At 70.3% G+C, this 21,768-nt stretch carries 23 protein-coding genes; 8 read left to right on the forward strand and 15 right to left on the reverse strand.

Going from position 1 to position 21,768, the window contains the following annotated elements; all coding sequences use genetic code 11:
- Positions 1 to 125: 125 nt before the first annotated feature.
- Together OG622_RS34560 and OG622_RS34565 are read right to left on the reverse strand one after the other, a co-directional pair.
- Positions 126 to 1,277 carry a glycosyltransferase family 4 protein gene (locus OG622_RS34560; RefSeq protein WP_371580551.1) on the reverse strand — a complete coding sequence of 384 codons (1,152 nt, stop codon included), beginning with the start codon at positions 1,275 to 1,277 and terminating at the stop codon, positions 126 to 128.
- 258 nt (positions 1,278 to 1,535) lie between these two features.
- The gene (locus OG622_RS34565) at positions 1,536 to 2,513 is read right to left on the reverse strand and encodes a DUF3068 domain-containing protein (protein ID WP_371580552.1); all 978 of its coding nucleotides are present in this window, start codon (positions 2,511 to 2,513) and stop codon (positions 1,536 to 1,538) included.
- Between the two features lie 211 nt (positions 2,514 to 2,724).
- Here OG622_RS34565 and OG622_RS34570 point away from each other — a divergent pair, with 211 nt between their 5' ends.
- Both OG622_RS34570 and OG622_RS34575 read left to right on the forward strand, forming a co-directional pair.
- Positions 2,725 to 2,877 carry a hypothetical protein gene (locus OG622_RS34570; RefSeq protein WP_371580553.1) on the forward strand — a complete coding sequence of 51 codons (153 nt, stop codon included), beginning with the start codon at positions 2,725 to 2,727 and terminating at the stop codon, positions 2,875 to 2,877.
- A gap of 3 nt (positions 2,878 to 2,880) precedes the next feature.
- The gene (locus tag OG622_RS34575) at positions 2,881 to 4,122 is read left to right on the forward strand and encodes a helix-turn-helix domain-containing protein (protein WP_371580554.1); all 1,242 of its coding nucleotides are present in this window, start codon (positions 2,881 to 2,883) and stop codon (positions 4,120 to 4,122) included.
- A gap of 73 nt (positions 4,123 to 4,195) precedes the next feature.
- Here the strand turns inward: OG622_RS34575 and OG622_RS34580 are convergent, their stop codons facing one another.
- The gene (locus tag OG622_RS34580; RefSeq protein WP_371580555.1) at positions 4,196 to 4,858 is read right to left on the reverse strand and encodes a hypothetical protein; all 663 of its coding nucleotides are present in this window, start codon (positions 4,856 to 4,858) and stop codon (positions 4,196 to 4,198) included.
- A 182-nt stretch (positions 4,859 to 5,040) separates the two neighbouring features.
- Between OG622_RS34580 and OG622_RS34585 the strand changes: the two genes are divergently transcribed.
- Together OG622_RS34585 and OG622_RS34590 are read left to right on the forward strand one after the other, a co-directional pair.
- The gene (locus tag OG622_RS34585; protein WP_371580556.1) at positions 5,041 to 5,814 is read left to right on the forward strand and encodes an IclR family transcriptional regulator; all 774 of its coding nucleotides are present in this window, start codon (positions 5,041 to 5,043) and stop codon (positions 5,812 to 5,814) included.
- Entirely contained in the window at positions 5,811 to 6,677 is an 867-nt protein-coding gene (locus tag OG622_RS34590) for an SMP-30/gluconolactonase/LRE family protein (RefSeq protein ID WP_371580557.1), read from the forward strand. Before OG622_RS34585 ends, OG622_RS34590 begins: the two co-directional genes overlap by 4 nt.
- Positions 6,678 to 6,821: 144 nt before the next feature.
- On the opposite strand, the gene OG622_RS34595 is transcribed toward OG622_RS34590, so the two are convergent.
- The 5 genes from OG622_RS34595 to OG622_RS34615 all read right to left on the reverse strand — a co-directional run bounded on the left by OG622_RS34595 (position 6,822) and on the right by OG622_RS34615 (position 12,555).
- Positions 6,822 to 8,222, reverse strand: coding sequence for an FAD-dependent oxidoreductase (locus OG622_RS34595; protein ID WP_371580558.1), 1,401 nt, complete (start codon positions 8,220 to 8,222; stop codon positions 6,822 to 6,824).
- On the reverse strand, positions 8,215 to 9,696 hold the full coding sequence (locus OG622_RS34600; RefSeq protein WP_371580559.1) for an MAB_1171c family putative transporter: 1,482 nt from the start codon (positions 9,694 to 9,696) through the stop codon (positions 8,215 to 8,217). Before OG622_RS34600 ends, OG622_RS34595 begins: the two co-directional genes overlap by 8 nt.
- Positions 9,693 to 10,424, reverse strand: coding sequence for a toxin-antitoxin system, toxin component (locus tag OG622_RS34605; RefSeq protein ID WP_371580560.1), 732 nt, complete (start codon positions 10,422 to 10,424; stop codon positions 9,693 to 9,695). The genes OG622_RS34600 and OG622_RS34605 overlap by 4 nt, the downstream gene beginning before the upstream one ends.
- On the reverse strand, positions 10,421 to 11,038 hold the full coding sequence (locus OG622_RS34610) for a transcriptional regulator (protein ID WP_371580561.1): 618 nt from the start codon (positions 11,036 to 11,038) through the stop codon (positions 10,421 to 10,423). The genes OG622_RS34605 and OG622_RS34610 overlap by 4 nt, the downstream gene beginning before the upstream one ends.
- A 308-nt stretch (positions 11,039 to 11,346) precedes the next feature.
- Entirely contained in the window at positions 11,347 to 12,555 is a 1,209-nt protein-coding gene (locus OG622_RS34615; protein ID WP_371580562.1) for an RNA-guided endonuclease InsQ/TnpB family protein, read from the reverse strand.
- A gap of 155 nt (positions 12,556 to 12,710) precedes the next feature.
- Between OG622_RS34615 and OG622_RS34620 the strand changes: the two genes are divergently transcribed.
- Entirely contained in the window at positions 12,711 to 14,225 is a 1,515-nt protein-coding gene (locus OG622_RS34620; protein WP_371580563.1) for an alpha-N-arabinofuranosidase, read from the forward strand.
- Between the two features lie 87 nt (positions 14,226 to 14,312).
- The gene (locus tag OG622_RS34625; protein ID WP_371580564.1) at positions 14,313 to 14,771 is read left to right on the forward strand and encodes an Rrf2 family transcriptional regulator; all 459 of its coding nucleotides are present in this window, start codon (positions 14,313 to 14,315) and stop codon (positions 14,769 to 14,771) included.
- A gap of 4 nt (positions 14,772 to 14,775) precedes the next feature.
- On the opposite strand, the gene OG622_RS34630 is transcribed toward OG622_RS34625, so the two are convergent.
- The 3 genes from OG622_RS34630 to OG622_RS34640 all read right to left on the reverse strand — a co-directional run bounded on the left by OG622_RS34630 (position 14,776) and on the right by OG622_RS34640 (position 18,267).
- The gene (locus tag OG622_RS34630) at positions 14,776 to 15,618 is read right to left on the reverse strand and encodes a phosphotransferase (RefSeq protein ID WP_371580565.1); all 843 of its coding nucleotides are present in this window, start codon (positions 15,616 to 15,618) and stop codon (positions 14,776 to 14,778) included.
- A gap of 725 nt (positions 15,619 to 16,343) precedes the next feature.
- Positions 16,344 to 16,904 (reverse strand): GNAT family N-acetyltransferase, encoded by a 561-nt coding sequence (locus OG622_RS34635; RefSeq protein ID WP_371580566.1) that lies wholly within the window; start codon positions 16,902 to 16,904, stop codon positions 16,344 to 16,346.
- A 22-nt stretch (positions 16,905 to 16,926) separates the two neighbouring features.
- Entirely contained in the window at positions 16,927 to 18,267 is a 1,341-nt protein-coding gene (locus OG622_RS34640; protein WP_371580567.1) for a hypothetical protein, read from the reverse strand.
- Positions 18,268 to 18,925: 658 nt separating this feature from the next.
- Here OG622_RS34640 and OG622_RS34645 point away from each other — a divergent pair.
- Complete coding sequence (locus OG622_RS34645; protein ID WP_371580568.1) at positions 18,926 to 19,126, forward strand: hypothetical protein; 201 nt, start codon at positions 18,926 to 18,928, stop codon at positions 19,124 to 19,126.
- The gene (locus OG622_RS34650; RefSeq protein WP_371580569.1) at positions 19,123 to 19,383 is read left to right on the forward strand and encodes a hypothetical protein; all 261 of its coding nucleotides are present in this window, start codon (positions 19,123 to 19,125) and stop codon (positions 19,381 to 19,383) included. The genes OG622_RS34645 and OG622_RS34650 overlap by 4 nt, the downstream gene beginning before the upstream one ends.
- Positions 19,384 to 19,513: 130 nt before the next feature.
- Here the strand turns inward: OG622_RS34650 and OG622_RS34655 are convergent, their stop codons facing one another.
- The 4 genes from OG622_RS34655 to OG622_RS34670 all read right to left on the reverse strand — a co-directional run bounded on the left by OG622_RS34655 (position 19,514) and on the right by OG622_RS34670 (position 21,748).
- Positions 19,514 to 19,795 (reverse strand): type II toxin-antitoxin system RelE/ParE family toxin, encoded by a 282-nt coding sequence (locus OG622_RS34655; RefSeq protein WP_371580570.1) that lies wholly within the window; start codon positions 19,793 to 19,795, stop codon positions 19,514 to 19,516.
- 3 nt (positions 19,796 to 19,798) lie between these two features.
- Positions 19,799 to 20,080, reverse strand: a complete 282-nt coding sequence (locus tag OG622_RS34660) for a type II toxin-antitoxin system Phd/YefM family antitoxin (RefSeq protein WP_371580571.1) — start codon at positions 20,078 to 20,080, stop codon at positions 19,799 to 19,801.
- 41 nt (positions 20,081 to 20,121) lie between these two features.
- Positions 20,122 to 20,586 carry an ATP-binding protein gene (locus OG622_RS34665; RefSeq protein WP_371584309.1) on the reverse strand — a complete coding sequence of 155 codons (465 nt, stop codon included), beginning with the start codon at positions 20,584 to 20,586 and terminating at the stop codon, positions 20,122 to 20,124.
- A gap of 340 nt (positions 20,587 to 20,926) precedes the next feature.
- Entirely contained in the window at positions 20,927 to 21,748 is an 822-nt protein-coding gene (locus OG622_RS34670; protein ID WP_371580572.1) for an intradiol ring-cleavage dioxygenase, read from the reverse strand.
- Between the last annotated feature and the right edge of the window lie 20 nt (positions 21,749 to 21,768).

Genomic DNA, 21,768 nt, shown 5'->3' on the forward strand with positions numbered 1-21,768 from the left:
CTTCAAAGCCACCGGTCCACTCAAGGGGCGCGGGGCTGTGACATGGGGGGCTCCGCCGCGTGGGCGCGACAGGCCACGATGAACCGACAGCCACCAACGTTCCCTCGTGGCACCCCGTTTGGCGCTCACCGGCCAAATCCCCGCACGGCCTCGGAAGCCGCCGCACGAAACTGCCGCACAGTGCGATCCCACCGATAATGCGCGGAGCGCTCCCGCGCCGCCTTCCCCATCAGCACCCGCCGATCGGTCGACAACGCCAGCGCACACCAGGCCGCGGCGAACGACGACTCCCCCCGGGCGAGCACCCCGGTCTCCCCGTCCACGACGGAATCCCGCAGCCCCGGCACATCGAAGGCGACCGAGGGCGTCTCCCGCACCGCGGCCTCGGTGACGACGAGCCCCCACCCCTCGACGGCGGACGGATGCAGCAGCAGCCAGGCCGCACACAGCAGCCGGTGCTTCTCCTCCTCGGACACATGCCCGGCGAACTCGACCCCGGGCCCGGCCATCGCTTCCAGCCGCGACCGCTCGGGCCCGTCACCGACGATCACGAGCCGCCCGCCCGTCACCGGCCGCACCCGTTCCCACAGCCGCAGCAGCAGGTCGATGCGCTTGTACTCGACCAGCCGCCCCACGGCCAGGAAGAGCGGCTCGGGGGACCGCTCGGTACGCGGTCCGGGCTCCTCGACCCCGTTGTGCACGACCCGTATCCGTTCCCGCTCCACACCGATCGAGCGGAGCGCGGTGGCCGTGGACGGGGACACGGCGACCAGCAGGTTCCGGCGCTGCGCGACTGTCAACGACCAGTGTTCGAGTCTTCGGCCGAGCCGCGCGGCCGGCGCCAGGGGACCGCCGAACCGCAGCTGCCACACATCCGTGTGCACATGGTTGACCAGACACATCGTCGGACCGTGGTGCCAGAGCGGCGCGAGGTAGGGCATGCCGTTGCACACCTCGACGAGGAGGTCGCAGTCGCCGACCTGACGGGCGAAGGTCGACTTGGCGCGCAGATGGTGGCTCAGGTCGCCGCCGGCCGACACGACCCGGTAGTCGCGGTAGGCCGCCGGGCCGCCGCACAGCAGCGTGACCTGGTGGCCCAGCCGGGTCAGGCCGTCGGCGAGCCGGTCGACGAGGAGCTCGGAGCCCCCCGCCGCCGGATTACCGAGGTCACGGCGGGCGAGAAAGACGATCCGGCGTGGCTGTGGGGGGTCTGCCGACCGGTGCTGGTCCAGGCGCGGAAACACCTCGACCAGCGAAAACGGCACGTGCTGGGGCATGGGTGCTCCAACTCGTCTCGGGGTGCGGAACTCAGCGGGGAGAAGGACGTTCACTGCGGAGGATGTTCCGGCGGGAGGGGGTCCGGATGGGTCGTGCGGGTCTCTCGTTCCTCGGAGGTGCTGGGAGGTATGGGGAGTTGTTTGTATGCGAGGTGTGGGTGGGCTGTGCTCAGGTGGGGTGGACAGTTTTCGCCCAGCGGTTCGAAGCTGCTACTCACCGACGTGACAATTTCCGGGGTTTATTGAACTGACGCCCTGTCACATCGTGATCTCCTGCTGGGACGACTCGGGCGAATCGGGGCGCCGCCTGCCACGTACGACCAGAACGGCACCCACGGCGGCGAGGACGAAACCGAGCACAGCGGTACCGACAGGCACCGTCCGCCCCACCAGTCGCAGCAGTCCGCTGTCCTTCTCGGCCTGGTCGACCGCGAACTTCTGCGTCGCCGGGGTGAACGCGAGCTTCCGGCTGTCGAGGAGCACCGCCGCGTCCTCGGTCCCGCCCGGCGCCCGCAGCGTCCGGCGCGGCCCGGTCTGCGCGTACAGCACGCGGCCCGTGCTCTGGTCGACGACCAGTTCGAGACCGTGGTTGGCGTACCACTCCTCGGCGAGCACCTGCGGCCGGTTCGGCTCGTCGACGAGGGCGCCGGGGACCATCCGGGTGCCGGTCTTCGTGGCCGGAACCTTCCCCGTGAAGCGCAGCCCCTCATAGCCCCGGATCTTCTTCCGGCCCTCGTACTGGAGCGTCACCGTCGCGCCGAGCGTGTTGTCCCACCAGCGGTAGGAGCGTTCCTGCACGTCGAAGGGGAACTTCAGGTAGGCCTCGCCCTCGATGTACGGCTTCTCGTCGCAGCAGTGCACGGGCCGGTTGGTCCTGCGGTCGGTCACCCAGCGGTGCGGGGCGAAGTCCAGCGCGCCGTGCGGGTCGGCCGCCGGCAGGGACTTCTCGGTGTCGACCGAGGTGATCACGTCCCACACGGCGGCCCCGCTGCGCTCACTTTCGGCCACATCGCCGCGCACCCGCTGGGTCACGGTGATCTCCTGGCCCGGCACGGTCTTCACCTGCTCCACGTCGAAGACGCTGCCCGTGCCGGTGTAGACGGCGGTCGTGTCGATGTCGATCGGATTCACGGCGGCCCGTGGCTGCACGTACCACGCGAGCAGGGGCGCGAGGGCCAGCAGAAACGTGCCGAGGCCCAGCAGGACCAGGGAGATCGGTGAGGCGGTACGGCGCATCCGGGCACTCCAGGGGGCGTTGGGAGGTGCGACTCGGGTAGACGTGCGACAGGGGCGACGTCCAGGGGGGAATGTGCGCGTGCGGATGGGTGCTGCGTATGGGCCGGGAACCGTAGGCGGAGTCTTGACGCAGTGTCAATGCATTGATGACACTGAGCACGCGGGGTGCCCTGGGTGGGGACGACCTGTCGACCGAGAGGCTGCCCCTGCGATGTCCAGACTGCTCGCCGCCGCGCTGACCATGGCGGCCGCCGCCGCTCTCGCCGTAGGGGCCGCGCTCGGCATCGTCGCGCTGCTCGACGCGACCCCGGAACAGCCGAACACCCCACTCATCACGTACGAGAACGCCGGTCAGGAGCGCTGAGGGGTGACCGGAGGCCCGGGAACCGTCACGGTCCGCTCCGCCTGGCACGACGTGCCGCGACTGCAGGTGCGCGAGTTCGCCGCGATCGCCATGGCCGAGGCCCCCGCCCTCGCCGAGGAGATCCTGCGCGAGATCCGACGCGAGTACCCGCAGCTGCCCGTGGTCCTCGACGACTCCGGCGAGCCGATGGCCCTCGTCGGCATCCGCCGCGCGATCGAGGTCTTCGTCCAGCACCTGGGGACCGCCGAGGGCCGCCCCCGTGTCCCTCCCGGGGTCTTCCAGGAGTTCGGCCGCGGCGAGGGCCTGAACGGCCGCAGCCTGGATTCGCTGCAGGCGATCTACCGTCTCGGTGTACGCCTCGCCTGGCGCCGTTTCGCGGAGATCGGCCAGCGCGTGGAGATCCCGCCGCCCGCGATGTACGAGCTCGTCGACGCCGGATACGAGTACCTGGACGGCTTGGTGGACCAGTCGGTGCGCGGCTACGCGGAGGCGGCGGCCCGGCAGGCGGGCGAACGGCTGCGACTGCAACGCCGGCTGATGGAACTCCTCCTCGCCGAGCACCACAGGGGCGACCCGGCGGACGCGCTCACGGAACGCGCGGCCCGGATCGGCTGGGCGCTCCCGGAGAAGGTCGCGGTCGCGGTCCTGTTACGCCCCGCCCGCGAGGCCATGGCACCCGCCGTCGGCCAGGGCGTCCTGCTGGACATGGAGTACGAGCAGCCCCGCATGGTCATCCCCGAACCGGACGCCGCCGGCCGGCCCGAACTCCTCCACCGTGCCCTGACCGGCTGGTCCGGCGCGATCGGCCCACCGGTGCCGCTGGCCGACGCGGCGAAGTCGCTGCACTGGGCCGAGGCCGCCGTACGCCTCATGGAACGCCGGCTGCTCCCCGGCGGAGAGGTCCTGCACTGCACCGAGCACACCGAGGCCCTGGTCCTCCTCCAGCCCGAGGAACTGATCGACGACCTCGCCCTGCGCTGCCTCGCCCCCCTGGCCCACTGCGGCCCCACCCACGGCCGCCGCCTCGCCGAGACGCTCCTCGCCTGGCTGGAGACCCGCGGCGGCGCCCCCGAGATCGCCACTCGCCTCGGTGTGCACCCGCAAACCGTCCGGTACCGCCTCCGCCAGATCCGCGAACTCTGGGGCGACGAGATCGACAACCCCGACCGCCGCTTCGAACTGGAACTGGTACTGAGGGCCCAACGGCTGCGGGGGGAGCTGGGAGACCCGCGCCCCCGGCGGTGAGCCGGAGCGCGGTTCGGGGTACCCGGTGGTCAGAGCCGGGGGACAGGACCGGGGTGCCCGGTGGTGAGGGTGCTCAGGTCAGTTCGCCCCAGGCCTCGTCGACCAGCCGGGCCACCTGGCTCGGCTCATGGGCGACGTCGCCGGTGGAGTTGCGGACCAGCACGGTCAGGTCCGCGTCGCCGCGTTGGCAGGACACCGTGGACACGCTGTCGGAGTCCGGCTCGTCGCCGGCGTTGGTCGGCAGGTTGTGGACGACGCAGTCCACCTTCCCGAAGGTGACCAGTTCGTTGGTGGGCCGCTCCAGGCCCAGCACCTTCGCGTCCTCGTACGGGACGTACGGCCGCGGGGTGGGCCCGCGGACGGCCGCCAGCTGGAAGAAGGACTCCAGGGAGGAGTCGGAGTAGGTCTGGACGACGGCCGCCGCACCCCCGTACGCCTCGGACAGCCGCTCCCCGCTCTCGCTGTCCCAGGCGCGGTTCCGGTCCGCCGTCTCCTGCCCGTCCGCGCCCTTGCCGAGATCCAGGACGGCCTGGTCCTGGTGGAGGAACCCGCCGAGCTTCTCCGGGGCCGAGAGGTCCGCGCCCGGGACGGCCCGCGCCCCCGCCGTCCCCGAGGGCACCGACTGGTCGGCGTCCCCCGCGATCAGCCAGGCCCCGCCCACCAGGCCCGCCCCGAGCGCCAGGCCGACCAGGCCTCCGAGCCCGAATTTCGCCACTCTGCCGGCGTCCGTCACCATGTGCCCCCGTCTCCCGCACCACGTGGAGGGCAGTGCCCGCCCACCGGTCACAGGAAACCCGGAGTGGCCCCGACCATTGCCCGGTCAAGGGCACTATGACTAGCCTGTGTTCGTTATGCCGATCGACAGTTGAAATTTCGAACACTCACCGCAAGCAGACAAACAGAGGGAGGGGGCCGACCGTGGGACGCCTAGTACCTGCCGTGACCCGGGCGCTCGACATAATGGAGCTCTTCCTGGACGGGGACGGCACGCTCTCCGCCCCCGACATAGTGCGCAGACTCCAGTTGCCCCGCACCACCGTGCACGAGCTGGTCACCACGCTCGCCGCCCGGGGATACATCGTCCAGGTCCAGGGACAGCCGGGACGCTACCGCCTCGGAGTCCGCCCGTACCAGCTCGGCAGCCGCTACGCCGAGCAGCTGGACCTCGCCGCCGAGGGCCAGCAGGTGGCCAGGACCGTCGCCGAGACCTGCGACGAGACGGTGCACGTGGCGATCCTGGAGTACACGGACGTCATCTACATCGCCAAGGTCGACTCCACGCACGCCGTGCGCATGGTCTCCGCCGCGGGCCGCCGCCTCCCGGCGCACTGCACCTCCGTCGGCAAGATGCTCCTCGCCTCCCTTCCCGACGCCGAGCTGTCCGCCCGGATCCCGAACGACGCCGACCTGGTCGGCATGACTCCCAACAGCATCACCGACCCGGCCGCCCTGCGCGAGGCCCTGGCCCGGATCCGTGAGCGGGGTCTCGCCGTGGAGAACCGCGAGTCCAACCCGGACGTCTCCTGCGTCGCCGCGCCGGTCCGCGACCGCACCGGCCGGGTCGTCGCCGCGATCTCCATCTCCGTCCCCATGATCCGCTGGAGCGACGAGCGCCGGATCGAGCTGGAGCAGCTCGCCGCCAAGGGCGCCGCGGAACTGTCCGAGCGCCTCGGCCACCGGAGCGTGGCATGAGCGCGTACACGGCTTACGAGATCGCGGTACGGGAGTACGCGGCCCTCGGTGAGGGCCCCACCTGGGACGCCGACGCCCAACGCCTGATCTGGATCGACATTCTCGGGTCGCGCGTTTACACGTATGACCCGGCCTCCGGCCGCCGCACGGTCCTCGTCACCGAGCACCACGTCGGCGCGGTCAAGCCCCGCGCCGGCGGCGGCCTCGTCCTGAACCTCCGGGACGGCGTCGGCCTGACCGACCCCGACGGCGGCTTTAGGTGGCTGCACCACGAGCCGGTCCCCGGCCGCCGCGCCAACGACGCCGCGGTCGCCCCCGACGGCTCCCTCTTCGCCGGCACCATGCGCTACGACGAGGCCCCGGGCGGCGGCACCCTGTCCCGCTTCACCGCCGACGGCCTGGCGCGGACGGTCCTCGACGACGTCGCCGTCAGCAACGGCACCGGCTGGAGCCCGGACGGACGGCTGATGTACTACATCGACTCGCCGACCCGCCGCGTCGACGTCTTCGACTACGCGGACACGGCGGACGGCCGCCTGCCGGTCGACCGGCGCCCCTTCGTGACCATCGAGGACGGCGCGGGCTTCCCCGACGGCCTCACCGTCGACGCCGAGGGGTGCGTCTGGGTCGCCCTCTGGGAGGGCGGCGCCGTCCGCCGCTACACCCCGGCCGGCGCCCTGGACCGCGTCATCACCCTCCCCACCCCCCGCCCCACCGCCTGCACCTTCGGCGGCCCCGACCTCACCGACCTCTACATCACGACAGCCCGCACGGGAACAGAGACCCCACACCCGCTGTCGGGCTCACTACTGGTGGTACCGGACGCGGGCAAGGGCCTGCCCCAGCCGGCATTCGCGGGCTGACCCCGAAGCCCAGCGCCCACGTGGTCGTCCACCGCAACGGCGGGCGACCACGGCCGTTGCGGGTGCCGGGTGCCGGGTGCCGGGTGCCGGGTGCCGGGTCCTGGACCCGCCGCTCACCTCCGCCCGCGCGTCGCGCGACGGTGGTCAGAGGCCGGCGACCCCGCGTTCCTCGGCCGTCAGCGGCGCCTCCTCCAGCCTCGGCCTGAGGGGCCCGGCGGCTGCCGCCAGCAGGACGCCCGGCGTGAGAAGGACCTCGGGGCCGCGCTCCAGGGAGGTCACGTCGGTCAGGCGGCGGGCGACGCGGCCGTTGCCGGTGGCGGTGAGGAGGAGCCGGCCCACGTACGCGGCGACCAGCCGGTCCCGCAACGTGGGCCCGGCCTCCGTCGCACCCTCGTAGAACACGTCCTGCCCTGTGGCGAGATCCCAGGCCACCCCCACCGGACGGGCCACCGCCTTCTGGATCCGCCGCGCCAGACCGGGCGCGCCCCACCCCTGACGTCGCATCACATCCCTCAGTGCGAGGGCGCTTTGGGCGGCGACCGCCATCCCGTGCCCGTACACCGGGTTGTACACGGCGAGCGCGTCCCCGACGACCGCGAAGTTCTCCGGCCAGCGGGACATCCGCTCGTAGAACCAACGCCGGTTGGCGGTGGACCGCGTGAACGCCACATCGCCCAACGGCTCGGCCCCGGCGATCAGTTCGCCGATGATCGGATGCCGCAGCTCGCGCCGGGCGTACCGTACGAAGTCGTCGTTGCCGGGGGAGGGCTCGCCGCCCCGCGTCCCGGACAGGGTGACGATCCACCGGCCGTCCTCGATGGGTACCAGGAAGGCCGACCGGCCCGGCCCCGGCTGCCGCGCGTCGGCCTGCACGGTGACGACCGGGAAACCCTGCCGGGCCCCTTCGGGCGCGCGGTAGACCCGGCTGGCGTACGCGAGACCGGAGTCGACCTCCCGCTTCTTCGGCTCGGGCAGCCCGAGTGCCGCGAGCCAGTGGGACGCGCGGGAGGACCGGCCGGTGGCGTCGACGACAAGACCGGCGTCGAGGGTGCGTTCGGTGCCGTGGTCGTGACGGACCCGCACCCCGGTCACGGAGGCCCCGGTGCCGACCAGCCCGAGTACCTCGGTGCGCTCCAGCAGCCCGACTCGGTCCTCGGCCAGGACTGCCGTACGGACGGTCGCGTCCAACAGATCCCGGCCGGCCAAGAGGTTGTGGTGGGACACGGGCCAGCGCCGGTACCAGCCCCGCGGCGAAAGGACCACCATGTCCGTGGTCACCGCCTGCCGGTGCACCCCTGCCGCCAGCAGCCGTTCGGTGGTGCCCGGCACCAGCTCCTCCAGCGCCTGGGCGCCGCCCGACCACAGCATGTGGGCATGGCGCGCCTGCGGCAGGCCCCGGCGCGGACCGGGCCGCTCGGGCAGCGCGTCCCGCTCGACGACCGTGACCTCGTCCACGAACCCGGCCAGGGCACGGGCCGCGAGCATGCCGGCGAGGGAACCACCGAGCACGACGGCGGACCGGACGGCCGCGGGGCGTTCACTCATGAACGGGAACACTGCTCTCTGTGCTCTCTGTGCTGGATGTGCTGGATGTGCCGGATGTGCTGGAGGCGGCGGCGAGCGCACGCACCGCCTCGATCTCGTCGGGCTCGCGAAGCGCCAGCGACACCGCCTCGATGTCCTGGAGCAGGTCGGTGAAGTCGGACGAGACCGCGAACTCGGGGAAGGCCGCACGATCGGGCCCGCCCGCGAGGTCCCCCAGGCCCGCGAGGTCCCCCACGCCCGCGACGTTCCCCACCCCCGACAGGCCACCCATCCCCGACAGGCCACCCATCCCCGACAGGTCACCCGGATCCGTCGCGAGCCCCGGAAAGACGAGCGGGCCGGACGCGAGCGTGGCCGTCGTCCCGCTGTCGGGCGACCGCCTCCGCGTGGCCACCGCGTCCTGGACGGTCACGGCGGCGGCGAGAGCCTTCGCGCGGCCGGGCTCGTGACCGAGGTCCAGGGCGGCGTCGTACGCCCGGCGCCGCAGGTCCTCGTCGAGGTGACGGGTCAGCCGGAGCAGGGCGTCCCGGATGAACGTCTCCCGGCGGGTGAGGCGCAGCTCCGGCGTGGCGCGCAGCGCGAAGGGGACGCGGGAGCCGTCGACGGTCCGGGTCAGCAGATACAGGGGCCGCAGCCGCCGGTGGCCGGCCCGTACGCGCCAGCGGTCCTGCAGATACTGGCCGCCGTGCGGCAGGATGAAGCCCACCGCGATACAGATGGCCGCCAGGGCGACGACCGGCGGCGCCACATGCGTGCTCAGCCAGTCCAGGTCGTGCCCCGTCCAGCGGGCGACGACCGCCGTGAGCTTCGAGGCGTCGAACACCAGGTTGAGCGCGCAGCCCAGGGCCAGCGCCTTCAGGCCGCCGCGCAGCCAGCGGTCGAGGCCGTCCGCGCGGACCCAGTTGCGGATCAGCCCGTAGGTGATCAGACAGGCCGCCGTGTGCGCGGCGAGGTAGAGCAGGATCTCCTCGCGCATGAAGGGCGTGGTGGCGTAGTACGTGTCCAGGTCGCGCAGCCGCTCGCGGGGGACGTCCGCCAGCGCGAACAGCGCCCACAGGCCGACGATCACCCCCGTGTACACGCCGACGACCCACCGCATGAGACGGCGGGTCGCCCGTGACCGGTCGGCCGGGCCGTTGCGCCAGGCGACGATCAGCAGCAGACAGGACGCGCAGAACGCGGTGATGAGGGAGTACACCCAGGGCGCGGCGACGTTCGGCACGCCCGTGACCCGGTTGGTCCACGCGATGACCGACGGCACCGCGAACACGAAGACGCAGCAGGCGAGCAGCAGCAGCCCGCCGACCGCCCGCAGCAGCGAGTCCCGCCACAGCTTCACGATGCTGGGCAGCTTGATCACCAGGGCGGCGGTCAGGACGGCCGTGGGGATCCAGAACGAGATGTACAGCTCACCGAAGAAGTCGGCGGGACTGAGGGCCCCGGTCGTCGTCGCGAGCACGGCCGTCCCCCTCACCTTCTGTGCCTGCGATAGCCCAGGGACGCCTGGATGGCCTGCCCGACGGGGTCGGCCGGATCCGCCGGATCGGCCGGCCCGCCCTGCCCGGTGTCCACCCAGGAACGGAAGGCGGTCGCGAGCCGGTGGCCGAAGTCCTCGGCCTCCTGCTCGTCGGACTCGTGCGAGCCGTTGCGCGCCGCGATGGGCGTGCCGCCCTGCCCGAGCGCGGCGGACAGCTCGGGGGAGAGCGGCGACAGAGCGGCCGTACGCTGCTCACCCGACGCACCCGACGCACCCGACTCGCCCTGTTCACCCCGCTCGCCCGTCCCCCCGGACCGCGCGAGCGCGGCGGCGTCCGAGTCCGGCAGATGGTGATGACAGTGCCCGGCGTGCATGTGCCACAACTCATGCCCCAGAATGACCAGTTGCTGCACGGTCTCAGCCCGCTCCTCGACGATCACCAGGTCGAAGTCGGGGAACTCCATCCACAGTCCGGTCACCCCTATCCCGTCCGGAAACCGCTCGAACCGCAGCTTCACCGGCCGCCCGCCCCGCCGCGCACTCATCTCCGCACACAGCGCCGCACCCAACTCCCGTACGTCGACGGGTGCGTCGAGCCTCCCCCTGACCGCCTTGCTGAGCCCGGCGGTCAGCTTCCGCATCTCGGCGGCGGAGCGCGACGGCAACAACGCGGCCCGGACCCGGCCGACGGCCCCGCGCAGCCCCGTGCCCTCGCCACGGCTCATCGCCGGGCCTCCTCGTCGTCGACGCCGAGCAGCCCTTCGAGCATGACGGCGAGAGCCTCCTGCTTGCGGGGGGTCAGCCGGTGGCCGCGCAGCGCGAGCGTGACGACCCCGTGCCGGGTGGCGAACTCGACCAGTGGCCCGTCGTCGTCCGCGTCACCCTCAAGTCCCGCCAGTACGCGACCGAGTTCCCGGTTGAGGACGGTCCTGGCCGGGTCGGTGAAGTACCGGACGCCCTCCTCGATGCCGAAGAACTCCGCGAGCTCGGTCAGGTCGGGCACGTTCGGCATCTTCTTGCCGAGCAACAGCTGCCGGGCCCACTCGGGACTGATCGAGAGCCGCTCCGCGACCTCCCTGCAGACCTCACCGGCCCGCTTCCCGCTCCGCGCGGCATACGCCTCATGCAGCGCCCGCACCCGCCCACGCACCCGGTCGTCGACCCGGTCGGCCACCGGCTCGCCGCCGTCGAGCAGGGCGCGCACCTCGTCCCCGCCGAGGGCCGTACGGTCCGCCAGCGTCTGTACGTCAAGAAGCAGACCCCGGTCCGCACCGGTCTCCGCGATACGGGCGTCGAGTCGGGTCAGGGTCTCGGCAAGGGCGTCGGGGAGGGCAGGCACGCGCCGACCCTACGTGCCCCCGGGTGCCGGCACCACGAGAATCCAACGATCGTTGAATTTTGACGAACGATAGTTGTGCACGCACCCCTTCAGGGGCGCGGGGAACCGCGCGACAAGCCGCAGAGAGGCCGCACCCGCCCGATCGGCGCCCTGACAGACGAACAGGCGCACGCCACCTGGAGCACGACCCCATTGACTCGCCCCGTCTTCGACCATAGCGTCCCGTTCGGCTCAACGATCACCATCCGTAATACCGAACGCCGAACGCCGAACAGCGAAGGGGCCGCCCCATTGACTTCCTCCCCCGCCTAAAGGCATGGGAGTCCAGCGGTCGCCCGCTGGGGTTCCTGCTTCATCGACGACCGCCCCGTCCGGGAGGACTCCCGTTGAGGTCTTACACCGTCTCCACAGGCAGACACGGCCAGCCCGGCCGCGAGAATGTTCTTCGCCGCGTTCACGTCGCGGTCATGCACCGTGCCGCAGCCGCACGTCCACTCACGGACGTTCAGCGCCAGCTTCGCCCGGACCGTACCGCAGGACCCGCACAGCTTCGAGCTGGGGAACCAGCGGTCGATCACGACCAGGTCGCGCCCGTACCAGGCACACTTGTACTCCAGCATGGAGTGCAGCTCATGCCAGGCCGCGTCCGAGATCGCACGCGCCAGCTTGTGGTTCCTGACCATGTTGCGGACACTCAGGTCCTCGATCACGACCGTTTGGTTCTCACGGACGAGACGAGTGGTCAGCTTGTGCAGATGGTCCCGGCGCCGGTCGGTGATCCGGGCATGGACCTTGGCGACTTTCACCCGGGCCTTGGCCCGGTTCGCGGAGCCCTTGACCTTGCGGGACAGCTCCCGCTGCGCCTTCGCCAGCCGGGCCCGGTCACGGCGCTCATGCCTCGGGTTGGTGACCTTCTCCCCGGTCGACAGGGTCACCAGGGAGGTGATGCCCGCGTCGATCCCGACCGCCGTCGTGGTGGCCGGTGCCGGGGGGATCGTGTCGTCGCAGAGCAGGGACACGAACCAGCGCCCGGCCGCGTCCTGGGACACGGTCACCGCGGACGGCTGCGCCCCCTCGGGCAGCGGACGCGACCACACGATGGCGAGCGGCTCGCGCATCTTGGCGAGCGTCAGGGCACCGTCGCGGTAACGGAACGCCGAGCTGGTGTACTCCGCCGAACGGCGGGACTTCTTGCGCGACTTGAACCGCGGGTACTTCGCCCGGCCCTCGAAGAAGTGGGTGAACGCGCCCTGCAGATGCCGCAGGCACTGCTGCAACGGCACCGACGACACCTCGCAGAGGTAGGCCAGTTCCTCGGTCTTCTTCCACGCGGTGAGCATCGCCGAGGTCGCGTTGTAGTTGACCCGCTCCCGGCGCTGGAACCACGCGATGGTCCGGGCGTCCAGGGCCAGGTTGTAGACCTTGCGCACACACCCGAACGTCCGCGACAGCTCCGCCGCCTGCGCATCGTCGGGATAGAAGCGGTACTTGAACGACCGCTTCACGTGAGTGACCATGGCTCACAAACTATCACATCAGCTTGTGACTTCCTGACGGGTCGTCGACAGCGGACGGCGAATCGCCCTGACGGCGACTCCTCTACCCCTGCCCTGCTCCGCAGAAGTCCGATTCCTCCCCGGCCTGAAGGCCGGGATTTCCTCGGAGGTTCTCGATGACCCGCACCGCCCGCTTCACCCTCGACCCCGCTTTCAAGGTCGGAGAGGTCAACCCCCGACTCTTCGGTTCCTTCGTCGAGCACCTCGGTCGCTGCGTCTACACCGGAATCTACGAGCCGGACCACCCCGCGGCCGACGAGGCGGGCCTGCGCACCGACGTACTGGACCTGGTGCGGGAGTTGGGCGTCACCACGATCCGCTACCCCGGCGGCAACTTCGTCTCCGGCTACAAGTGGGAGGACTCCGTCGGCCCCGCCGAGGACCGCCCCCGCCGCCTCGACCTCGCCTGGCGCTCCACCGAGACCAACCGTTTCGGCCTCTCCGAGTACATCGCGTTCCTGAAGAAGGTCGGTCCCCAGGCCGAGCCCATGATGGCCCTCAACCTCGGCACCCGCGGAGTCGCCGAGGCCCTCGAACTCCAGGAGTACGCCAACCACCCCGCCGGTACCGCCCTCTCCGACCTCCGTGCCGCCCACGGCGACAAGGACCCCTTCGGCATCAACCTCTGGTGCCTGGGCAACGAGATGGACGGGCCCTGGCAGACCGGCCACAAGACGGCGACCGAGTACGGCCGTGTCGCCGCCGAGACCGCCCGCGCGATGCGCCAGATCGACCCCGGCGTCGAACTCGTCGCCTGTGGTTCCTCCAGCCAGTCCATGCCGACCTTCGCCGAATGGGAGGCGACGGTCCTGGCGGAGACGTACGACCTCGTCGACTACATCTCCCTGCACGCCTACTACCAGCCCGAGGACGGAGACGTCGACTCCTTCCTCGCCTCCGCCGTCGACATGGAGTCCTTCATCGAGAACGTGGTCGCCACCGCCGACCACGTGGGCGCGAAGCTCAAGTCCAAGAAGAAGATCAACCTCTCCTTCGACGAGTGGAACGTCTGGTACATCTCGGAGTGGCACGCGATCGAGAACTCCGGCGCGCGGGACTGGGCGGAGGCCCCGCGCCTCCTGGAGGACAACTACAGCGTCATGGACGCCGTCGTCTTCGGCTCCCTCCTCATCGCCCTGCTCCGGCACGCCGACCGCGTCACCGTCGCCTGCCTCGCCCAGCTCGTCAACGTCATCGCCCCGATCATGACCGAGCCCGGCGGCCCGGCCTGGCGGCAGACGACGTTCTTCCCGTTCGCCCAGGCCGCGAAGTACGGACGGGGCGAGGTGCTCGACGTACGGGTGGACTCGCCGACGTACGAGACGAAGAAGTACGGCGAGGCGGATCTGCTGCACGCGACGGCGGTGCGGGCCGAGGACGGTTCGGTGACCGTGTTCGCGGTCAACCGGGGCCGCACGGATGCGTTGCCGCTGGAAGTCGCCCTGAACGGCCTGGACTTGACCCGGATCGTCGAGCACAGCGTGCTGGCCGACGCGGACCCGGACGCGCGGAACACGCTGACGGAGCCCGAGCGGGTCGCTCCGCGGGTCGTGGAGGGTGCGGTGCTGCAGGGTGGTGTGCTGAGCGCGGTTCTTGAGCCGCTGTCGTGGAATGTGATCCGGCTCGGCTGAGAGCCCGGGACCCAGTCCCGCGCCCCTCGGGGGCCCGGGTCTTCCGGGATGTCCGCTGGGACGTCCGCGTGGTCGACAATGTGGGACATGAGGATCTCGGCACGGGCGGATTACGCCGTACGCGCGGTACTGGAAGTCGCCGTACGGCAGGACAGCGGTCCGGTGAAGGCGGAAGCCATCGCCACCGTGCAGGAGATCCCGCACAAGTTCCTGGAGGGCATCCTCGGGGACCTGAGGCGTGCTGGGCTGGTCACGAGTCGGCGGGGCGGCAGCGGCGGCTATCAGCTGGCCCGGGACGCCGACTCGATCACGGTCGCGGATGTGATCCGCGCCGTCGACGGCCCCATCGTGTCGGTACGGGGGGAACGGCCGACCGGCCTGACCTACACCGGCTCGGCCGAGCCGCTGCTGCCGTTGTGGATCGCGCTGCGGGCCAATGTGCGCCGCATCCTGGAGGGCGTCACGGTGGCCGACATCGCGGCCGGCACCCTCCCCGAGCCGGTGAAGAACCTGGCGGCGGAGCCTACGGCCTGGGAGAACCCGTGAGGATTCAGCCCAGTCCGCAGCGAGCGAGTGCGGCGCGAACCTGGTCGAGTCCCTCCACTCTCCAGTGGGCCCGGTCAGGCATGTGGTCGTCCCGGCGCCAGCGCCAAGCCGAGAACATGGCCCAGTTCAGGGCGCGGCACCGGTGGATCAGGTCCTGGTCAGCCCCCGGATAGTGCTTTCCCACGTCCTCGGGCGCGTGGGCGAGGTCGAATTCGATCGGCCCGCGGCAGCACGTGGCGAGGTCTACGAAAAGCAGCCCTTTCCTCGTGTTGAGGAGGTTGCCCGGATGAGGCTCGCCGTGCAACAGCTGGTCGCCGTCTCTCTCGACGCTGATCGCGGCGCTCAGTCCACCGAGTGTGCCGCTGAGGAGTTCCCGCTCGGAATCGGGCAGTTCCGGGGTCTTCTCCCGGTCGTTCACCTCTCTGAGTGCCGCGGCGACTCGGTCGGTGAAATGCGGTGCGTCCAGATCGATCCGGCGCAGGGCGGCATGATGCCGCAGGAACACGTCTGCGTAGTCGGCCGGCGCGATCTCCGATCCCACAGGTTCGTAGTAGGCCCAGAACGAGATGGCGAAGGCATCACGCACATGGACTCGGGGGTCGACGCGGGACTCCAGCTCGGCCACCGGAGCGTCGACGCCGGAGAGACGGCGAGCGACCTCTACTTCGAACTCGGAATCAGCCAGATGCCCCGCAGGCGCGACCCGAGCCAGAACATCGCAGGGGACCAGGCGCAGCGCGACGCGGTCCGAGTCGTGGATGACGACCACATCGTCGACCTGAAGACCCAGCTCCGAAGCGGTCGCCCGTCCCGCCTCAATCGCGCGGCGGAGATCCCATGGCTCCATGCCGTCCTCCCTCATCGTTGAGTACTCATGGACGTCCGGGGACAACAGCGACGCCCCCGACGTCTTCGCGCCCATCATGGGACGCCCGCCCCCGAACCCGCCGACAAGCAGCATCGCAGGGAAGGACCTGGACCGGCCTCGGATTTCCCGGCCGATCACGTGACCAGCCGGTGTCCAGGTCATCGATCTGGCCTGGGGCAAGGCGATCTGACGACTGTGGAGCGGGAAGGGCTGCGGCCGCTTCTGCCGGTCGGCAACGGCCGTTGCGGCCGTGGCGGGATCACGGGCAGGTGATCGACGGGATCCCGCAGCGGATGCGGGCCTGCGTGCGGCGGCGTGACCTCCCCGACCGCTTCAGTCCGTGGAAGGCGGAAGCCCGTCCATGAACGCCACCGGCTGTGGTCCGCGGACGAAACGCGGAAGCGTCTGCTCCAACAGGTCCGGGCCGCTGACTTGGTTTCGGGACTAGTCGGGACACGCGCGACCAAGTCGTAGTGACACGCGAGGCTGCGGGCTCACGTCCGCTGGGCAGGGGAACGACGACCTGGCCGGGGGTTCTGTGAGGGTTAGGGCCTCCTCCAACGGAAGTGGTCCGCGCCTCCCGCCGGCTTTGGGACGGTGGGCTCGTACAAGCCGAGCGTGCCGCCCATTGCACGAAGCCGGTCCGCGCTGTGCCGGTAGGCGGAGTGAGCCGCCCAGGTCGACGAGTTGGTGACCGCTCTCAATCAGCCACTCTGGCTTCGAGCCGCCCACTCATGATCAAGCATGGCGTGGACGATGGAGTCGCGCCATACTCCGCCCTTGCGAATGTGCTCGCGAATCCGGCCTTCCTCGACCATCCCGGCCCGCGCCATCGTCCTCGCGGAGGCTTCGTTGGCGGGGGAGCGAGCGCCCCAGACCCGGTGCAGGCTCAGCTCTTCGAAGCCGAGACCGAGCAACAGCCGTACAGTCTCGACTCCGTAGCCGCGCCCCCAGGAGGCTGGGCGCAGGGCGAAGCCCATGGTCGCTCCGCCGGGTTGGTGCGGGTCCAAGGCCAAACGGCCGAAGCCGACGAGCGTGTCCATGTCGTGCTCGACCACGGCGAGCACGTACTCGGTACGGTCCGGGGCGTTGGCCGCCTCGATGGAACGTCCCACGATCTGGCGTACCTGGTCGCGCGTGCGCGGTTCGAAGGACAGATGCTCGGTAGCCTGCTCGCTGCCGTAGATCGCGAACACGGCGTCAGCGTCGTCAGGCCGCAGCTCGCGTATGTCCAGACGCTTGCTCACACGATGGACCGGATGCATGCCCCGGACTCTACTGGGACCGTCAGCGCAGCAGGGCCGGCCTGCTCGGCGGATACAGGGCGATCTCCTCACGCAGATCGCGGGCGACGACGGCGGTACGGACGGACTCCCGGCTCAGCGCCACCTGAACTCGCTGCGCGGAGACGACAATGCCCCTGTTGCGCTGGCGGGGAGGTAGGTCGAGCACGGGACGGATGGCGGCCGCCGCCCCGTCCAGGTCGTTGGCGTGGAGTCGGGTCAGAGTGAGATTGCAGTGCGCGCCCGCCTGGTCTCCGAACGCCCAGTGCGGTGCCTCCGGGTTGCTGAAGATTTCTACGGTCTGCTCCGCCTGGTTCGCGGTACGCGCGTCGCCATGGCCGAGCAGGACGTGCGATTCCACAACGTAGTAGAGCTGCTTCTCCGGGCGGAAAGTCAGCAGGCCGCCCAGGCCGTCGATGTCGTCCGGCACAGTGCGCTCCCGCAGCCGCTCGGCACGTTCGCTCGCTGCGAGCACTGATTCCGCGTCCCCCAGCAGCGCCGCCGCCCGTGCCTCCAGACTGGCGAGCCATACGCTCGTCGTACCGCGCAGGTCGGGGTGCTCAGCGGCCCCCTTCCGCGCGTAGTGCAGGGCGTCGTCCGCGTTGCCCGACCAGTACGTGATGAGGGACTTCAACCCGTCGGTCAGCGCGATCAGCCCTTGGTGCTCGGCCTGCTGTGCGCACACGCCGGCCGCGCGGGCCTGCGTCATCGCGGTCGCCGGATCTCCCATGTCGTGACTGGCCTTGGCCATGAACCAGGACAGCAACGTGGCCATGATGTGCAGTTGCCGCAATTGCGACGGCCTCGACCGGCCGCCTTCGATGTGGCGGAACACCTCGTCCTGAGCGGACACGAGGTCATCGAACACGTCCGTGAGCGGCATGCGCGGGTAGCGCTCGGCAATGCTGCGTACTTCATCCTGCAAGAAGCCCATGGTCTCCTCGCCCAACTGCCCTCGCTCTGCTCCCATGGCAAAATCCCGTGCACGCCGTGCTGCCATTTCAGCGCCCTTTCTCATGTCTCGCAGTTCCGCGTCCGATGTGGTGCGGTCTTCCGTACGTGACGCCTCATCAGCGGCGGCGGACAGAGTGTTTCCGGCAGGGCCCCAAAGCCGTTCGAAACTACATGCGAACAGGGCCACGAGGACACGCCTCGCATCGCGGTTCGGCTTCCGTTGGTTGTAGTACCAGGCCTCGTAAGTGCTGGCTGCCGGGGTACAGGTCGCCAGATCCGGATCCTGGTCGGTCTCCGACAGCCGCTGTGCGACCTCTCGGAAGCGAGGGAGAAACGCCCTGGGATCCTTCCATTCCCGTTGATCGACCAGATAGCGGAACAACGTGCTCATGGCGTCCCTCCTGCACGGCTCCGTGCTGCGTCACTGCCACACGTCGGTAGAGCGGTCGTGTCTTCAAACTGCCCTGCGCAGGCGGCGGTTATCGCAACCGCCAAAGTTCCGATGGATAAGCGATGGAATGACGCCGTCCATCGCTTCCGGCCGATGGGATTCCGGTGTCGATGCAGGGGTGGAGGCGCAAGGGGCCGACGGATCACACTCGGAGGGCTGCTACAGATCGTGCCCGAACGGACACGCGTAGGTGCGGCACAGGCCTGCCCGCATCAGGCGAGCAAAGACCCCGGCGACCGCTGACACGGTCCCGGGGCATGGCCGATCCGACTAGGAGACCGACAATGCACCTTGTATCACGAGCACTTGCATGGGCGAGAGTGATGCTCATCGGCCCACCCGAATACAGCCGTGCCGCCTGCGGTACGACCCCGAGATCCACCCCGAGCGCACGAGTGCCCCGCCCCTCACCAGAGATGTGGGCTCCCTTCCTCGCGAGCGCGCGTCGTCGCAGAACTTCGCCTTCACGACCTCGCCCAGACCTGCCCGCCATCACCGCCGATGACATCAGCACCACCCTCGTGGGTGCCTACCTCCTCCTGCCCGAGGTACGCCAACGTGTCCGGGGTGCGGTTCGGTTGGCAGAGGAGGCATGCCGATGACCGCCGTACAGAACGGCTGGCCCGCTGCAACCCGCACCGAAATCCCCATGCTGCGCGCCTACCGCCTGTGGTTCGAGCACGCCCGCAGGTGCACCGACGGCTGCAAGGGCAGCCCCAAGGCCCAGGACGGGTGCGAGGACGGGCGGCAGCTGTGGGGCACGTACCGCCTCGCGCGCATCGGGAGGGCGACGTCATGAACTGGACCATCGAGCGCCCACCCGGCCGCCCCGTACGTCGCACCGACGACAACCGCCTCGCCGTACCGCTCCGCCTGTCCCTCACCGACGGCAACGCCACGGACACCGAACTGACTCTCACCCTCGCCGAAGCGGAGCACCTGCACGCCGCCCTGTGCCGCGCTCTCGACGGAGAGTCGCCACCTTCAGCCGCGCCTGACTGCCGACAGTCGGTCCAGACTTCACCCGGCACAGCACACACCATGGGCCGCGCGTAGCCCCTGGGCGCGGGACGTCTCTCGACCGAATCCCCGGCAGGCGCCTTCGGCGGGCCTGCCGGGGTGGACGAGCGACGGTACGATCCCGCGACTTCCGGTGGCCACTCGGCACCGATCTGCACTGCGGGATCTACGGAACCTGGCGGTAGAGGTCGCGACGGTTGCCTACGGCCAGGACCCACACGATCAACTGGCCGTCCTCAACGGTGTAGACGACGCGGTAGTCGCCGACCCTGAGCCGCCAGCGGGCACTGTGCCCCTGGAGGACCTTGATGTCGAACGATGCGGTGTCTCCCGCGTCCATTGCCTTCTGGAGTTCGGCGAGGCGGTACAGGACGCGCAGGGCGTCAGGGCGCGGAATCTTGAACATGTCCCGCTGAGCGTGCGGCGTGAAGCGCGTGACGTACCCCATGAGTCAGCCCTGATGCGCGCGCAGCAAGGCGGCCATCTCTTCGAGCGAGACCGACCCCTGCGTACCCTCGGATTCGGCTTCGTCGGCCAGTTGATTGAGCCACGCCTCTTCGGCGTTCTCGGCGATCTCCCGGAGGCGCTGGTACTCCCGGATATCGATCACGACGGCTTCCTGCTTGCCGCGCCGCGTGATGATCGTCGGGGTTTCCTCCCGACGAGCGCGATCGATGACGTCGGCGAGGTGGCTGCGGACATCGGCCATGGATTCGATCACCGGATCACTCATGTCATGAATGTAGCAGATGTACAAGAAGGGCCTCCCGCCCCTCACCCCAGCCACATCGCCAACGTCACCTCGGCCCCCGCCCCCCTCAGGTCCGTAGTGACTGTCAGGCGGTCCGTGACCAGGTGGGCCAGCCAGAGGCCGCGGCCGGGGCAGGTGTCGGTGAGGCCGGGGAGGAGTTCGGGGATGGTGGGGGTGAAGCCGGGGCCGTTGTCGGTGATGCGGCACTCCAGTTCGTGGGGGAGGCGGCGGAGTTCGAGCCGGCCGTGGCCGCCGGCGTGTTCGACCGCGTTGGCGGCGATCTCGCTGACCGCGAGGGTGAACTCGCCGAGGCGCACCCCGCCGAGGCCCGCCGCGGCGGCCGTGTCCTCCACCTGGGCGCGTACCTGGTGAAGGTTCTCGCCCGTGAAGTGGCGTTTCAGCAGGAGCGTTTCGGGGATGGGGCCGGGGGTGTCGTCGCCAGGCCCGCCGATCGTTCCTGCTCCGCTGTCCGTCTCCCCGCCCGGCATCACGGCCGCCTCCTCTCGATGGGTCTCGATGGGTACGAGCACGGGGTGCTGGGCGTCAAAGGTGAACTGGCGCACCTCGCCCACGCTAGCCGCGCTCGCCCGATAAGTACCCAGGAGATCGAGAGGACAGCACGCCTGGTCGGAACCGTATGAATTCGACCGAGTCGTGATCGGTTTCGCCCGAGCTGGGCTGATCGGTTTGCGTTCACCGATCAGCCGAGGTCGGGCTGCCCTGGTTCACGGCACGGCGCCGACCCCCTCCCGCACGGTCTGGGAGGGAGCCGGTGCCGTCGTACGCGCGTACGCAGCGCGCGGGGCGCACGGGCCGGGACGGCCTACCTCAGCTCGTCTCCACCCCCACCGTCAGCGACCCCGCGTACCCGGCCGTTGGTGAGCTGCCCAGGGCTGTCAGGGTGAGGAGGCCGGAGGCGGCGCCTCCCTCGTCGTAGATGGAGTCCTGGGCGAGGGTGGTGCGGGGGACCGTGTTGGCCGAGTAGGGGGAGAGCGCGCCGACACGCGTGGTGATGGTCTCGTCGAAGAAGAGCTGGCCGGTGTGGAGCTCCTGGCCGCCCGTGAACGAGCCGTCGGAGGTGAGCGTGACGTCGGTGTGCACCTTGAGGTGGATGTGGATGCACCGGCCCCGGTACCAGCCGGGGTAGACGGTCGTGATCTTCGCGACGCCGCTGGAGTTCGACAGTACGGCGCCGCGCAGGAACGTACCGTTGTCGGGCTCGTTGTGGCCGTTGTTGCCGACGAAACCGGAGTACTCGCCGAGCGCGTCGCAGTGCCAGATCTCCACCAGGGCGCCCGCGAGCGGCGCGCAGGTGTCGTCGTCCACGACGGTGAGGGTGAGCACCAGCGGGAAGCCGGTCTTGTTCTCGCGGATGTCGGCGCGGACGAGCTGTCCGTCGAGGTAGTAGGGGCCTTCGGTCATCTCCTTCGTGAGGGTGCAGACGGCCGCGGCGGCCACGGGGGCGGTGTTCCCCGTGTCGGCCGTCCCGGTTGTGGGGGCTTCAGGTGTGGCGGCGGCGCCGACGGCCAGGGTGGCGGCCGTGGCACCGGTGGCGATCAGTACGGTCCGGCGGCCGACCGAATTCGCCGAGGTCGCCGAGGTCGCCGAAGTCGTCTCTGTTGCCTCTGCGGGCACTGAAGTGTCTGTCATGAACACGGCACCGTAGAAAC

Source organism: Streptomyces sp. NBC_01314 (assembly GCF_041435215.1).
Lineage (GTDB): Bacteria > Actinomycetota > Actinomycetes > Streptomycetales > Streptomycetaceae > Streptomyces.